The organism is Diaphorobacter aerolatus (genome assembly GCF_014489535.1).
Lineage (GTDB): Bacteria > Pseudomonadota > Gammaproteobacteria > Burkholderiales > Burkholderiaceae_C > Diaphorobacter_A > Diaphorobacter_A aerolatus.
In genome coordinates, this window is the sequence record NZ_CP060783.1 from 3,150,169 (window position 1) to 3,164,782 (window position 14,614).

Annotated in this window: 4 protein-coding genes and 4 pseudogenes; 4 read left to right on the top strand and 4 right to left on the bottom strand. The window is 66.5% G+C overall.

What is annotated here, in order from left to right; all coding sequences use genetic code 11:
• Positions 1 to 13: 13 nt before the first annotated feature.
• The 3 genes and pseudogenes from H9K75_RS14650 to glnE all read right to left on the bottom strand — a co-directional run bounded on the left by H9K75_RS14650 (position 14) and on the right by glnE (position 5,762).
• Positions 14 to 1,128, bottom strand: a pseudogene (locus H9K75_RS14650) (efflux RND transporter periplasmic adaptor subunit).
• A gap of 108 nt (positions 1,129 to 1,236) precedes the next feature.
• Positions 1,237 to 2,706, bottom strand: coding sequence for an efflux transporter outer membrane subunit (locus H9K75_RS14655; RefSeq protein WP_187723179.1), 1,470 nt, complete (start codon positions 2,704 to 2,706; stop codon positions 1,237 to 1,239).
• Positions 2,707 to 2,953: 247 nt separating this feature from the next.
• A pseudogene (gene glnE / locus H9K75_RS14660) lies at positions 2,954 to 5,762 on the bottom strand (bifunctional [glutamate--ammonia ligase]-adenylyl-L-tyrosine phosphorylase/[glutamate--ammonia-ligase] adenylyltransferase).
• Positions 5,763 to 5,900: 138 nt separating this feature from the next.
• Here glnE and H9K75_RS14665 point away from each other — a divergent pair.
• From H9K75_RS14665 to H9K75_RS14680, 4 genes and pseudogenes are all read left to right on the top strand, one after another.
• Positions 5,901 to 10,021 (top strand): annotated as a pseudogene (locus H9K75_RS14665) (YhdP family protein).
• A pseudogene (locus H9K75_RS14670) lies at positions 10,018 to 10,832 on the top strand (carbon-nitrogen hydrolase family protein). Before H9K75_RS14665 ends, H9K75_RS14670 begins: the two co-directional pseudogenes overlap by 4 nt.
• A gap of 60 nt (positions 10,833 to 10,892) precedes the next feature.
• The gene (locus H9K75_RS14675) at positions 10,893 to 12,977 is read left to right on the top strand and encodes a two-component system sensor histidine kinase NtrB (RefSeq protein ID WP_226858738.1); all 2,085 of its coding nucleotides are present in this window, start codon (positions 10,893 to 10,895) and stop codon (positions 12,975 to 12,977) included.
• Entirely contained in the window at positions 12,977 to 13,606 is a 630-nt protein-coding gene (locus tag H9K75_RS14680; protein ID WP_187723181.1) for a response regulator transcription factor, read from the top strand. Before H9K75_RS14675 ends, H9K75_RS14680 begins: the two co-directional genes overlap by 1 nt.
• 114 nt (positions 13,607 to 13,720) lie before the next feature.
• On the opposite strand, the gene H9K75_RS14685 is transcribed toward H9K75_RS14680, so the two are convergent.
• On the bottom strand, positions 13,721 to 14,365 hold the full coding sequence (locus tag H9K75_RS14685; RefSeq protein WP_187723182.1) for an OmpA family protein: 645 nt from the start codon (positions 14,363 to 14,365) through the stop codon (positions 13,721 to 13,723).
• Between the last annotated feature and the right edge of the window lie 249 nt (positions 14,366 to 14,614).

Consider the following 14,614-nt stretch of genomic DNA (forward strand, 5'->3'; position numbering starts at 1 on the left):
CCTCGCAGAGACCTTATTTGGCGGGCGTGGCGGCGGCCGGAGCCGGGGCCGCGGGCGCTGCGTCGGCCTGCACGCGCACCAGATCGCCGTCGTTGAGGAAGGCACCGCCGCGCGCGACGATGGCGGCATCGGGCTTCAGACCCGAGGTGATTTCCAGCATATCTCCGGTACGCTGGCCGGTCTGCACGCGCACCATGCGCACATGGTTGTCCTTGGTGACTTCGAAGACGTTGCTGAACCCGTCGCGCACGACGATGGCAGATGAAGGCACGGTGATCGCATTGCGCTGGCCGAGCAAGAATTCGCCGCGCGCGAACATGCCCGCGCGAATGCCGGCGTGGGCCGGCAAATCCACGTAGACGATGGCGTTTCGCGTCTGCGCGTCCACGGTCGGCGCGATGGTGCGGACCTTGCCTTCGACCTGCGCGCCGCTGGCGGCGGTGACCCTGGCCGTGGTCCCGACCTTGATGCGCGAGAGTTCGCTGGACGCCACATCGGCACGCCATTCGAGGCGGCCCTTGCGCACCATGCGAAACAGTTCCGTGCCTGCGGCGAGAACCGCACCGACGGTGGCGGTGCGCGCGGAAATCACGCCGCTGTCGGGGCCTGTACCGTCGTGTGTTTCATGCGCAGTTGCTGCGCGTTGAGCATCGCCCTTGCGGCTTCGACGCGCGCCTTGCCGGTCTGGGCGGCGGTGGCGTATTGCTGGATCTGCTGCGCGCTCAACGCGCCGGACTGGCTCAGCGTGCGGGCGCGCTCGGCGTTGGCTAGCGACTCTGCCGCGTTGGCCTGTGCTTCGAGCAGGTTGGCGCGGGCCTGCGCCACGTCGGCCTCTATGGTCTCGCTCGCAAAGGTGGCGAGCACCTGTCCGGCCTTCACACTGTCGCCGACGTTCACGCGCACGTCGGTCAGACGCAGACCGTTGCTTTCCGCGCCGATGCTGGCCTCCTGCCAGGCCGCGATATTGCCGTTGGCGGGCAGGCGGGCCGCGATGTCGGCACCTGCCGGACGCACTACCGTCACGGTGAGCGCGGGGCGTGGCTCGCTCGCGGCCGCTTTCTTGTCGTCGGCGGCGCGGGTGTCGGCAGTGACGAGCAAGGAGCCCGCCGTGCCGAGCACGGTCAGCATCGCCAGCGTGACGAGGGAAGAATGGGCGGTCAGAAAATTCAAGCGCGACATGGCAACAAATCCGGTCAGTGGTTTACGCAATTCGGTGTTCATCCGGCTACCCCACCATCAAGGAGCAGACACGGCAGATGCAGCGCTTGCGGGGGATCTCGCGGTGCCTGGCTGACGGCCTTGCGGATCGACGACGTTGGCGTCCCATCCGCCACCTGCTGCGCGATAGAGCTGGATCCACGCGTTCATGCGTTCCTGCTCCAGCGTCACGAGCGCCAGTTCGGAGGCCAGCGCCGTGCGCCGGGCGTTCTCCAGATCGAGCTGGCTGGCGAGGCCTCCGGTCCACAGCGCCTGCGTGGCTGCTAGCGAGCGCCGGTAGCCATCGGCGGCGTTCTGCGCGTCGGTACGGCGTTCGCTGGTGTTGGCGAGTTGAGTGAGCGCCTGTTCGACCTCGGCAACCGCTTGCCTTACCTGTCCGCGATAGGTGAGCGCGGCGGCCTCGTATCGGGCCTTGGCCGCCGTGACTTCGGCGGCGCGCCGACCACCATCGAACAGCGGCAGCGAAACCGCGAGCGGGCCGATCGACCATACGTTGCTGCTGCCGCTCACGTTGCTGGCGCCCAGGTACATGCGTCCAATCGAGCCGCCGAGCGTGAGCCTTGGGTAGCGATCTGCCTCGGCGCTGCCGACCTCGGCGCTGGCCGCGGCCACTTCGCGCTCCGCGGCATAGACATCGGGGCGCTGCGCCAGCGTCTGCGCGGGGATGCTGTCCACGGTGAACAGGTTTTCGGGCAGGGGCATGGCGGGAGATTGCGCGAGCGCTGCGCGCAGCGCCGGCTCGTCGCGGCCGGTCAGCGCCACCAGCGTCTTGATGCCGATGTCGCATTGCAACTGCTGCTGCGCCGCGCGCACGCGCCCATCGGAAAAACTGGCGGCCGCAAGCGCCGCGTTTGCCGGGGCGGTGAAGCCCGCGCGCTCGCTTTCCCGGGACAGTCGGGCCGTCTGTTCGCGTGATGCCGTGTCGTCGCGCAGCACGCCGACCAGTCTGACGCAATAACGCCAGCCGGTGTATTGCAGCGCCACTTCGGCGGCAACCGACACGCGCGCGTCGTGCCATCTGGCATGCGCGCCCTCGACCCGGCTGCGCGCCGCATCGGATGTGGCGGCGTTCCTGCCGAACAGATCGATTTCCCAGCCCGCCTGCAAACCGATCTGTGCGGTGTTGGCAATGCCCGCGTTCTGCTCGCTGAAGCCGCGGCTGGCGTTTGCCTGTGCGTCCAGCGATGGCAGCAGCGCGGCGCGCGCGGCTGTCTGCGTGGCGCGTGCCTGCTCGAACGTGGAACGCGCCTGTGCCACGCTCGGGCTCAAGAGCTGCGCCTCATGTATGAGTTCGGCCAACAGTGCATCGCCCGCACCGCGCCACCACGATTCAAGTTCGCTCACGCTGCCGCCGTGGGGCAGTGGCGCTTGCCAGTTCATGGGGGCGGACGACGGCACGTGTTCGGGAGGGCGCTGCATGGCGCAGCCCGCCAGAGCGACGGGCAACGAGAGAGACAGGGCCAGATGCTGCAAGCGATTTCGCGGCATGGGTAGGACGTCAGGAAATGCGCCCTCGTGAGGCGACTTCGGGATGAATGGTCTGGCGCGCGCGAGATGGGCCCTCTGGCTCCACCCTTCACGGGGCTATCGGTGAACAGGCCATGTGCGCAAGTTCCGCTGGACCGGCAAGCGTTGCATTAAAGCATGAATGCGTTGATAACCTCTATCAATGCGCGCGCCTGGCATGAGCGGCCCTGTCTGGCTTGCGCGACCCCGCGGGTTGGGTGAACAGGCCCTAGCCAAACACCGCCGTCGAAAGCGCCAGAATCGCCTCGCGCTCGGCGACCAGTTCGTCGTTGAGCACGCGCGTGGGCTGTTCGTTGAGGCGCGCACGGTGCTGCACTTGGCGCAGGGTGCGGTAGGCATTGGCCGCGTTCACGCCGATGCCGGAGGGCAGCAGTCCGGCCGATTCGGCGCGTTGCAGCAGCGCAATGTTGCCGACGTTGTCGCGCAGGCCCGGGTGTGCGTCGGACTGCGACAGCACCAGATACTGCACGGCGAATTCCGCATCCACCATGCCGCCGTGGCTGTGCTTGACGTCGAACTCGCCGTGGGGCACGGAATGCGCGCTGCGCACGCGTTCGCGCATGGTGACGATTTCGTCCTTGAGCGCCACCGGGTCACGTGGCGCGGTGATCACCGCCTCGCGCACGGCGTCGAAGCGCTCGCGCAGATGCAGTCCGCCATGCGGCTCGTCTGCGGCAATCGGTTCGCCCTTGTCGTCGAGCGGCACCAGGTCTTCCGTGCCGAGCACGAAACGCGCGCGCGTCATCGCCTGATGCTCCCAGGTCCACGCGGTGTTGCTGCCGCGCCGGGTCTGGTAGTCGGCATAGGCCTCGAAGCGCGTGACCAGCAGCCCCGAATTGCCATTCGGACGCAGCGCGGTGTCGATCTCGAACAGATCGCCCTCACCGGTTTTCACCGACAGCCAGTTGACCAGTTTGCGCACAAACGCGGCGTAGATCTCGGAGGCGTTTTCGTCGTCGTCATCGAACACGAACACGATGTCCAGATCGCTGCCGTAGCCCAGTTCCTTGCCGCCCAGCTTGCCATAGCCGATGATCGCGAATTGCGGCGTTTCGCGGTGCTTGTTCTTGAGGCGGGCCCAGCACCAGCGGGCCGTCACGCGCAGCACGCAATCGGCAAGCGCCGAGAGATCATCGGCCACCTGTTCGACCGTGATGCGGCGCTCCACGTCGCGTGCCAGCGTGCGGAAGGTTTCGGCATGGTGCGCGCGGCGCAGCAGATTCAGCAGCGTCTCGTCGTCATCCTCGCCGGTCGAACGCAGCGACGCCAGGCGCAGTTCCAGCTCGCGTTCGAAATCGGCGGGCACGAAGCGCTCGGACATCAGCGCATCGCTCGCCAGCTCGTCGATCACGCCCGGGTGCTGCAGCATGTAGCGCGCCGGCCATTTGGCGGACCCCAGCAGATGCAGCAGATGCTCGTGAACCGAAGGACGCTCCAGCAGCAGCGCCAGATAGCTGTCGCGGCGCAGCAGCGGCTCCAGCCAGTCGACCAGGCGCACTGCGGCCTCTTCCGTGGTTGCGCCTTCGGCGACCCAGCGCGCGGTACGCTGCACCAGACGGAAGAGACGCGCCCGCGCCTCGTCGCGCAAACCCTGAACGCGCTGATTGCTGCGCCACTCGGCCACGCGCTCGCGCATCTTGGGCGGCAGTTGCTCGATCAGCGTGTCGAGTTCGGGCGCGGGAGCCGAGCCACCTGCGGAGCGTGGTCCGCCGCAGGTGCCGCCGGCGCATTTCTTGTGCTCGCTCTCGCCGCCCAAAAGCGTGTCGAACTCCTGCGCGACCAGTTCGCGGTGGGTATCCAGTTCCTTGAGAAAGTCGCTGCAGTCCACGCCCATCGTCTGCCCGATCCAGCACAGATCCTCATCCGAGGTCGGAAGCACGTGAGTCTGCTGATCGTCCAGATATTGGATGCGGTGTTCGATCTTGCGCAGAAAGTCGTAGGCCCCCGCGAGCGCGTCGGCCGTCTCCTGGGGCATCAGTCCGGCGCGCGCCAGCCGCTGCAGCGCCTCGAGCGTGGGGCGGCAGCGCAGCTCGGGGAACTGGCCGCCGCGCACCACCTGCAAGAGCTGCACGGTGAATTCGATTTCGCGAATTCCGCCGCGCGAGAGCTTCACGTCGTTGGCGCGCTCGGGTGACCGGCGCTGCGTTTGGCGGCGTGTTCGCGGATCTGGCGGTGCAGCGAGCGCAGTGCGTCGAACACGTTGTAGTCCAGATAGCGGCGGAACACGAACGGCAGCACCACACCGCGCAGCGCCTGCACATTGGGCGTCGAAAGACAGGCGCGCGGCGCGACGATGCGGCTCTTGAGCCAGGCAAAGCGTTCCCACTCGCGGCCATGCACCAGCAGGTATTCCTCGAGCGCGCTCAGCGATACCGCAGACGGGCCGGAGTTGCCGTTGGGCCTGAGCGCCAGATCGACGCGAAACACGAAGCCGTGTTCGGTCGTCTCACCCACGAGACCAAAGATCGCCTTGACGGCGCGCGCAAAGTATTCGTGGTTCGACAGCTTGCCGCGCCCATCGGCCTGGCCTGCGGTCTCGCCATCGTGTTCGTAGACGTAGATAAGGTCGATGTCGCTCGACACGTTGAGTTCGCGCGCACCGAGCTTGCCCATGCCGATCACCCAGAGTTGCACGGGCTCGCCATCGGGCCCAGCGGTGCGCCGTGGCGTGTATCCAGTTCCGCGCGTGCGGCGGTCGAGGCGCGATCCAGCGCCAGTTCGGCCAGGTGCGTGACGGGCAGGCAGATGTCCGCTAGCGGTGCGCGCTGCTCGCAATCGAGCCGGATCAACCGCTCCATCACGATCTGCCGCAGGATGCGCAAGGCCGCGCCGAGATCGTGGCCCTTGCCGATCAGCGCATCGCAGGTGTCGGCCATGGTCTCGCGCGTGGGAACACCGGCGGGCAGCAAGGCCATTTCCGGCTCATAGCGCCGGTGCAGGCGCTGGAAGAATCGGGAATGGTCTGCGAGATGGCCTGGGCCATCGGTGGGGGACAAATCTGATGAGGGCTTCTGCATTTCAGGCTGACGCATGCGCACTGTCACGGCATGAGTTCAACCGGCATTCGCTGCGCGGCTGTACATCACGACACCATGTGCGCAGAACCTCGGGCGATGGGGCGGGTCATAATTCCATACATCCATCAACGTTTCGCCATGACCGAGCAGCCATCCCATCCATCACGTCCGCTGCATTTGCTTGCAGGGTTTGCGCGATGGTCACTGGGGCTGCTGCTCGCTTTCTGGCTGCTGGTCGCGGTGGCCTGGGGCTTGCTGCACGGCTTCATTGTGCCGCGTATCGGAGATTTCCGTCAGCAGGTGCAGACACATGTCGGGAAAGCCTTGGGGGTACCCGTGCGAATCGGTGCCCTGGCCGCGCGCAGCGATGGACTGATACCCACGCTGGAGCTTTCGTCCGTCCAGTTGCTTGACCCCATGGGCCGTGAGGCATTGCGTCTGGCGCAGGTGGTGGTGTCGGTGTCGCCGCGCTCGCTGCTGCGCTGGAGACTCGACCAGATCTATATAGATGCCCCGAACTCGACGTGCGGCGCGACGCTGCCGGACGAATCCACGTCGCGGGTCTGCCGATCGAGGGCGGCGCGAGCAGCGACGACAGTCCGGCACTCGACTGGCTTTTCTCGCAGGGCGAAGTCGCGATCATGCACGGCAAGGTGCGCTGGACCGATGAACTGCGCGAGGCACCGCCACTGGAACTCACCGACGTGAACCTGATCCTGCGCAACGGCACCTGGCGTCACCGCATACGGCTCGACGCGACTCCGCCCGCAGGATGGGGCGAGCGCTTCTCGGTGCGCGCCAGGTTTCGCGAGCCGATCCTGTCCGCAGGCAGGGGCAACTGGAAGAGCTGGAGCGGCCAGATCTATGCCGATCTGCCCAACGGCGACGTATCGCGCCTCAATGAATACGCCGACCTCGGCGCGCTCACCGTGGGCGAGGGCGAGGGCGCGGTGCGTGCCTGGATCGACGTGCGCGGCGGCAAGATCACGGGCGGCCTTGCCGACGTCGCGCTCAAGCAGGTGCGCGCAACGCTGGGCCGCAAGCTCGAGCCGCTGGCGCTGCAATCCGTCAGGGGCCGCGTAGGTGCGCAGCAGTTCGACAACGGCTTCGAGATCGACGTGCAGCACCTGTCGTTCGTGGCCGACGATGGTCTGAGCTGGCCCGACACGACGCTTTATTTCCGCCAGACCGGAGCGCACGCCAGCAATCCCGCCGCCGAGCAGGGCGAACTGCGCGCAAGCCAGCTCGATCTCGCGGTACTCGCGCAGATTGCCGATCGGCTGCCGCTCGGCGACGCGGTGCACGAGCCGCTGCGCAAGCTCGCCCCGCGCGGCGTCGCGCGCAACGTGAAGGCGAACTGGCACGGTCCGCTGAGCGCGCCGCGTCAATATCAGGCCGATGGCCTGATCGAGCAGTTGACCATGGGCAGCAGCGGCAAGGTCGGCGACACCGTGCCAGGGATTCGCAACGCGCGCGTGCAATTCACGCTCACGCAGGCGGGAGGAAACGCCGCGCTCGCGGTCAGCGATGGGGCGCTGACCTTTCCCGGCGTCTTCGAGGAACCGAGCATCCCCATGCAGCAGCTCTCGGCCAACGTGAACTGGCAGATCGATGGCGAGCGCATTGCGGTCGATGTGCAGAACATGAAATTTGCCAACGCCGATGCCGCGGGCGAGGCGCGCATCGCATGGCACACGGCCGATCCACGCAAATCGTCGTCGGGTTCGCGCTTTCCGGGCGTACTCGATCTGTCGGGCTCGGCCTCGCGCGCCGACGGCACGCGCGTGCATCGCTATCTGCCGCTCGGCATTCCCGAGCACACGCGCCATTACGTGCGTGATGGCGTGAACGCTGGTGTGGCGACGGGCGTGCAATTCAAGGTCAAGGGCAATCTGCACGACTTCCCGTTCAGCAAACCGGGGCAGGGCGATTTCCTGATCGCCGCCCAGGTCAGGAACGTGAACTACACCTACGTGCCCGCGTCGCTGCAAGCGGCGGGAGAGCTGCCGTGGCCACAGCTCACCGGCCTGTCGGGCGAGCTGGTGTTCAACCGTTCGAACATGCAGATCAGGAACGCCAACGGTACGCTGGGCGGTCTCGATCAGGTCAAGGTGCGCAACGCCAATGCCGAGATTGCCGATCTCAACCATCCGGTGGTCGGTGTCGATGCGAATGCGGCGGGCCCGCTGGCCGACCTGCTCGAGCTGGTGCGCAAGTCGCACATCACGCAGCTCACCGAACATGCGCTCGATCAGGCCGTGGTCACCGGCAACGCGGAACTCAAGCTGCAGCTCAGCCTGCCGCTCGCTCACATCCAGCAGTCGAAGGTGCAGGGCAATGTGAAGCTCGTCGGCAACGACGTGCAGTTCATGCCCGACATTCCGCAGATCACCGATGCGCGGGGTTCGGTGCAGTTCTCCGAGGGCGGCTTTTCGATTGTCGGCGTACAGGGGCGGGCACTCGGCGGCGACGTGAAGCTCGAAGGCGGCATGGGCGCGCAGCCCGGCGCGACGGCGGGGCAAAAGCCGACGGTGCAGGTGCGCGCCGAGGGCACGGCCACGGCCGACGGGTTGCGCGCGGTCGCGCCCTCGGGGCCGCTCGCGGGCCTCGCGGCACACGCCACGGGAACGACGCCGTATGCGGTCAAGGTCGGCATTCGGCGCGGTGTGCCCGAGGTGCTGGTCAACGCCTCGCTGCAAGGCATGGCAATCGATCTTCCGGCGCCGCTCGGCAAGCCCGCGCAGGGCGAGATGCCGGTGCGCTTCGAAACCCGGCTTACGCCGCAATCGGCCGACGCGGCGACACCTGCGGCACTTCAGGAGCAACTGACGGTGGATGTCGCCCACGTCGGCGCCGTGCACTATGTGCGCCAGCTTGCCGACGCCGGGCAGACCGCCAGGGTGTTGCGCGGCGCGATCGGCGTGGGCCTGCCAGCGGGGCAGGCGCTGCGATTGCCGGAATCCGGCGTCACCGCCGAACTGATGCTGGGCGATGTCGACGCAGGCGCGTGGCATGCGTTGACGGGCGCCGACTCGACCGCGCCGTCGTCCGCTGCCGCACCCGCCGATCCGGCGTTGCAGGGCTATGCGCCATCGCGCATTCTGGTGCGCGCGCGTTCGCTTGCGTTTGGCGGGCGGACGCTGCATCAGCTGGATGCCAACGTGTCGCGGCAGAAGGATTCGTGGCAGATCACCGCCAAGTCCGACGAGCTCAGTGGCCGCATCGAATACCGTCCCGAAAGCGATTCCGTGCCCGCGCCGGGACTGATCTACGCGCGCCTTGATCGCCTGAAACTGACTCCGACGCAGGACGATGGCAGCGTCGCCAACGATCTGCTCGACGATGAGCCGCGCACGCTGCCGGCGCTCGATATCGTGGTGCAGAATTTCGAGATGCATGGGCGCAATCTGGGCCGCATCGAGGCGCTCGCGCGCAACAGCAACACGAGTGATGGTCGGCGCGAATGGCGGCTGGCGCACCTGAACCTGATCACACCCGAGGCCACGTTCACGTCGAGCGGCAACTGGGCACTGGTCAGTGGCGCCGGGGCCGATGCCGAGCGGCGCACGGTGATGAATTTCGAGCTCGATGTGCGTGATTCGGGCGAGTTGCTGGCGCGTTTCAACATGCCCGGCGTGATCAAGCGAGGCCGGGGCAAGATGACCGGGCAGGTCGCGTGGCTGGGAGCACCGCTGTCGCCCGACTATCCGTCGATGACCGGACAGGTAAGCGTGGACATGCAGGCCGGTCAGTTCCTGAAGGCCGACCCCGGCCTTGCCAAGCTGCTCAGCGTGCTCAGTCTGCAATCGATTCCGCGCCGCCTGACGCTTGATTTCCGCGATGTCTTCAGCGAAGGCTTCGCGTTCGATTTCGTGCGCGGTGACGTGAACATCGAGCGCGGTCTGGCCGTCACCAACAACCTGCAGATGAAGGGGCTGAACGCGGCGGTGCTCATGGAAGGCAAGGCCGATCTCGAGCATGAAACGCAGGACCTGCGCGTGGTCGTGGTGCCGGAGATCAACGCCATGACCGCGTCGCTGGTGGCCACCGCGATCAACCCGGTGATCGGACTTGGCAGTTTTCTCGCGCAGGTGTTTCTGCGCGGTCCGTTGATTCAGGCCGCTACGCAGGAGTTCCGCATCGATGGCACCTGGTCCGATCCGCGCGTCGAGAAGGTCGCAAGGCGCAACCGCGCAGCGACTGGCCTCACGGGCCAGGCTGCGGAAGCACGGCCGAAGCAATCAGGAGAAATGCAATGAAGATCGCTGCGATTCAAATGGTCTCCGGCACCGCGCTCGAGGCCAATCTCGCCACCGCACGCAGGCTGCTGCGCGACGCCGCGGCACAGGGCGCGGAGCTGGCCTGCCTGCCCGAATATTTTTGCGTGATGGGCCACAAGGACGCCGACAAGATCAAGCTGCGCGAAGAATCGGGCAAGGGGCCCGTGCAACAGTTCCTCGCCGACACCGCGCGCGAGCTGGGGCTGTGGATCGTCGGCGGAACGCTGCCGATGCGCGCACCGAGCGAAGACCATGTCTACAACAGCACACTCGTGTATTCACCCGGCGGTGAGTGCGTCGCGCGCTACGACAAGATCCATTTGTTCCGCTTCGACGGCGGCAACGAACAGTACGACGAGGCGCGCGTGATCACGCGCGGCGCGCAGCCGGTGCGCTTCACCGTCACGGCGCGCGATGGATCGGCATGGCGCGTGGGGCTGTCGGTCTGCTATGACCTGCGCTTTCCCGAGCTGTACCGCGCGCATGCCAGAGCCGGTGCCGATCTGCTGCTCGTGCCGAGCGCCTTCACCTTCGTCACCGGCAGTGCGCACTGGGAGGTGCTGCTACGCGCGCGTGCCGTGGAGAATCTGTCCTATGTGCTCGCGCCCGCGCAAGGCGGCGTGCATGAGAATGGCCGCCGCACCTGGGGCCACAGCATGCTGGTCGATCCCTGGGCACGGTGGTCGCACAGCACGCGCAGGGCGAGGGCGTGGTGATCGGCGCGCTCGAGCATCGGCTGATGCGCGAGATGCGCGCGCAGCTTCCGGCGCTCGATCACCGGGTCTTGTAGCAAACAGAGGGACGGCGGCGTCGCCTCGGTCAACGAAACCAGGATGGAATGGAACAAGTGATGCAGTCGCCGTCGCAGGCCGAAGCGGCGCAGCCCGACGAGGCGCCGCAGCAATGGCATCTGCAGCGCTGGCACAGCGCATGGCGGCGCTGGTCGCTGTGGTCGCTGCTGGTGGTGCTGGTGGCGAGCATGCTGGTCACGCTCGTGTGGCTGGCCGGTCGCTACGAGGCCAGCCAGGTGCAGTCGCGCGTCGAACGCGATGCGGCCGATGCGGTGGCGGACATACGCACGGCCTTCTCGCACAACGTGCACAGCATGCAGTCACTGTTGGTGGGCGATCCCGATCTGACCAGTTGGGAGAGCCGCGCGAGCGATCTGCTCAATGCGCGGCGCGAACTGGTGCGCCTTGAATGGCGCGACGCCCAGCTCAAGGTGCGCGCGCACGCGGTCTCGCCATTTCGGCCAGCGAACGCGGATCTGGTCGATGGCAGCAGCATGCATTCCGATCTGAACCTCTCGTGCACCAACGCGCGGCGCGTGGGCGGGCCGTCGTATTCGAACAGCTATTTCCAGCCACTGCCCAACGGCATGGGCTCGGAGATGATGGAGCTATGCCTGCCGCTTCTCGATGATGGCCGCGTCATCGGATTCCTGATCGCGACCTATTCGCTGCAGACCGTGCTGGTGGACCTGATCGCGCCGAGCCTGCAGCGCGGCCAGGAGGTCTCGTTCACGGAGGCCGACGGCACGCGGCTGGCCGTGGTCGGCGCGATGCGGCGCGGCACGCGCATGTTCACCGCGCAGCAACTCTTCGACCTGCCCGGAACCACGCTGATTCTGCGTCTCGACAGCTGGCATGCCGCGCCTAGCGTGTTTCCCAACGTGCTCACGGCGCTGGTCACGGCGATGTCGATCGCGCTGGTCTCGGTGCTGATCGTGCTGGTGCGCGACAACCGCCGTCGCCTGCGCGCCGAGCGCGATCTCGGCGAGGCGCTGGCGTTTCGCAAGGCGATGGAGGATTCGCAGGTCACGGGTCTGCGTGCGCGCGATCTCGATGGCCGCATCACCTACGTGAACCCCGCGTTCTGCGAGATGGTGGGGTTCAGCGCCGACGAACTGATCGGTCACACCAACCCGCTTCCGTACTGGCCGCCCGAGCATGCGGGCGAGTACACCGCGCGGCATACCGTGCGCCTGTCGGGCAATCACATACCGCCGCGCGAAGGCTACGAATCGACCTTCATGCGCAAGGACGGAACGCGCTTTCCGGTGATGATCTACGAGGCCCCGCTGATCAACGCGCAGGGCCTGCACACGGGCTGGATGGGCTCGTTTCTCGACGTCAGCGAGCAGCGCCGCGTCGAGGAAATCTCGCGCACTTCGCAGGAGCGCCTGCAGGCCACGGCGCGCCTCGCGACGGTCGGCGAGATGGCGTCGCTGCTGAGCCATGAACTCAACCAGCCGCTGGCCGCCATATCGAGCTATGCGACCGGCTCGCTCAATCTTTTGCAGACCGAGGCACCCGCCGCCATTCCGCCCAGGGAAAATCTGGCCGACGTTCGCGTGGGCATCCAGCGCATCGCCCAGCAGGCCGAACGCGCGGGCAAGGTGATCAAGAGCGTGCATGACTTCGTGCGCCGCCGCGACCAGTCGCGCGAGCCGGTCTCGCCGCAGGATCTGCTCGACGCGGTGCTGCCCATCATCCGTTTGCAGGCGCGCAAGCTGCGCGTGCAGTTGCAGATCACCATCGAGGGAGATCTGCCCGACGTGCTCTGCGACCGCACCATGGTCGAGCAGGTGCTGCTCAATCTGGCGCGCAACGGCATGCAGTCCATGGACGACCCGTCCATCGAGCCGCGCGTGCTGGAAATCCGCGTGCGCACCGCCGCCTCCAATGCGCAGAACAAGTGGCTCGAATTCTCGGTCGGCGACGTGGGCCTGGGCATCAGCGACGACGTGGCCGGGCGCCTGTTCACGCCGTTCTACACCACGCGCGCCGAAGGCATGGGGCTGGGCCTGAGCCTGTGCCGCACGGTCGTCGAGCAACACGGAGGCTATCTGGGCCATGCGGCGCGCCAGCCGCGTGGTACGGTATTCACTTTCACGCTTCCCGCCAATCAACCAGAAGGAAGAAGTCTGACCTGATGGAACCCGTCTCCAACGCCACCGTTTACATCGTCGATGACGACGCCGAAGTGCGCGAGGCCCTCGCCTGGTTGCTGCGCTCGCGCCGCTTGCCCAGCGAGGCTTTTCCGAGCGCCGAGGCCTTCGAGCAGATGCTCGCGGAGCGCTCCATGCAGCGCCAGCCCTGCTGCCTGCTGCTCGACGTGCGCATGCCCGGCATGAGCGGCCTCGCGCTGTTTGATCGCATGATCGAACGCGGCGACATCGCCGCCATGCCGGTGATCTTTCTGACAGGACATGCCGACGTGCCCACGGCGGTTGCCACGGTCAAGCGCGGCGCGTTCGATTTCTGCGAGAAGCCGTTTTCGGACAACCAGCTGGTCAACCGCATTGAAGCGGCGCTTGTGCAATCCGGGGTCTATCTGGAAGCGTCCAAGGCCCGGCACCAGATCAAGGACCGACTCGCCGAACTCACCGACCGCGAGCGTGACGTCATGCGGCTGGTGGTGGAAGGTCTGCCCAACAAGCTGATTGCCGACCAGCTTGACATCAGTGTGCGGACGGTGGAGGTGCACCGGGCGCGGTTGTTCGACAAGATGCAGGTGAAGTCGGCAGTGGAGTTGGCCAATCTGCTCAGGGATGCGGACTGAATTGCCGCCTGCACGCCTTCTTACTCCCTCTCCCGCTTGCGGGAGAGGGTCGGGGTGAGGGTGACTGCGGCTCCGGCACAGAGCCGGTCCGCGCCTGCTCACCTCATCGAATCATCAGCCCTGACGCTGTCCCACGTAAATTTCCACACGGCGATTCTTGGCGCGGCCTTCGCCGGAGTCGTTGGAGGCAATCGGTTCGCGCGAGCCACGGCCTTCGACCTGGATGCGGGAGCCGTTCACGCCGTGGGAGGTGATGTAGTTGCGTGCGCTGGTGGCACGGTCAAGCGACAACGGGTTGTTGATGGCGTCGGAGCCGGTCGAGTCGGTGTGGCCGACGATGCGGACTTCCGTGTTGGGGTTGTTGCGCAGGCCTTCGGCGAATTTGTCGAGGATGGGCTGGAAGTTGGGCTGGATGTCCGAGCGGTTGGTCGCGAACGAGATGTCGCTCGGAATGTCGAGCTTGAGCTGGTTGTCGGGAGTCTGCGTCACGACCACGCCCGTGCCCTGGGTGGCGGCCTGCATTTCCTGCTTCTGGCGTTCCATGTGTTGGGACCAGAGGTAGGTGCCGAGGGCGCCCACGCCCGCGCCGATCACGGCGCCTGTGCCTGCGTGGCCGCCGGTGACGGCACCGACGGCGGCTCCGCCGAGTGCGCCGACGCCGGCGCCAGTGGCGGTGCGGCGCTGTGTGTCGCTCATGTCGGCGCAGCCGGTGGCGAGCATGACGGCGGCGAGACTGCCTACGAGTAGTGTTTTGCGCATGATGGACTCCTGTGGATCAATGCCGTCCCGTGACGCCTGTGGTCTGGCGGGGCAGGCGATCTTCGATGGTAAAAAAGGATGCAATCCAATCGATCCGTTTGGATGAACCCGGACGGGCAGCGTAGCAAGCGCTTGTTACATAGTCTGTAGGACGCTTACTTGCGTGGCCCTGCGCGAAATTCCATGCTGAGGAATGTCATTGCAAAACTGTGTCAAAAGTGACAGGTCGGGTTTTCTGCGGTCCGCCCA